Here is a 932-nt window from a genome sequence, read left to right as displayed (position 1 = left end):
CCGGCGCCCTGCCGTGCGGCCAGGGTGGCGCGCAGCAGGTGCTTGCGCACCTGGGCCGGGGTGATGCCTAGGCGCGCGCCGATCTGGGCGGTGGTCAGCGCGCTGGCGCAGTGGTACGCGAACACCTGCTGATGCACCACGCCCAGCGCGGCCACGGCCTCGCAGATGCGCGTGGCCAGTTCGTGCGCGCACGCGTGCGCCTGCGCCGAGGGCGCCGTGGCCGGGGCGGCCAGGGCCATCGTGCGGCGCACGGCGCCATCCTCCCGCAACCGGTCGTCGTGCTCGCTTCGTAGCTGCGCGGCGATCGAGCGCAGGCGCGCTTCGCCCAGCGCAGGCGAGCGCACCGTCACCGCGTCCAGCCGCTCCAGCACTTGCGCGAAGGTGGTCTGCGTCAGGTCGGCCGCATGCTCGGCCCCCACGCACTGGGCGAACCATGCGTGCAGGCAGGGGGCGTGGGTGCGGTACAGGGAGGCGATGGGCGGCATGGGGCGGGCGGGGGAGACGAAGATGCCCGCCATTCTTGAGGCCGCCGTGCCGCGCACCCCTGTCGTTTCGCGCACGCCGGCTTGTCGAAAAGCGCCCGGCGCTACACCGTGCTTTCGTCGGGGGGCTTGGCGGGCACCTCCAGCCCCAGGCGCGCCAGGCCGCGCCGCACCGTGCGCGGGTGCACGCCCAACTCGCGCGCCAGCTCGGCCAGGGAGCGCGTGCCCTGTTGCAGGTGCGCCGCCGCCTTGCGCAACTGGCCCGGGCTCAGCAGCGGCAGGCGCCCCACGGGCCGGCCCGCGTTGCGGGCCACCGCCATGCCGGCCTTGGTGCGCTCGCTGATGAGCGCGCGCTCGAACTCGGCCAGCGCCGCCATGAAGTGGAACACCAGCCGCCCGCCGGACGAGCCCGTGTCGATGTGTTCGGTGACCGAATGGAAGGCCACCTCG

At 74.8% G+C, this 932-nt stretch carries 2 protein-coding genes; both read right to left on the bottom strand.

The window, feature by feature from the left end:
* A partial coding sequence (locus D588_RS0119410) for a sigma-70 family RNA polymerase sigma factor (RefSeq protein ID WP_017917169.1) occupies positions 1-485 on the bottom strand: 485 nt, incomplete at its 3' end.
* A 101-nt stretch (positions 486-586) separates the two neighbouring features.
* Positions 587-932, bottom strand: a 346-nt coding sequence (locus tag D588_RS28750) for a recombinase family protein (protein ID WP_017917168.1), incomplete at its 5' end; no start/stop codon positions are given.

It is taken from the genome of Xanthomonas sp. SHU 308 (assembly GCF_000364645.1).
GTDB classification, from domain to species: domain Bacteria; phylum Pseudomonadota; class Gammaproteobacteria; order Xanthomonadales; family Xanthomonadaceae; genus Xanthomonas_A; species Xanthomonas_A sontii.
The sequence above is the reverse complement of the archived record's forward strand: the minus strand, read 5'-3'. Positions and strand labels throughout refer to the sequence as shown.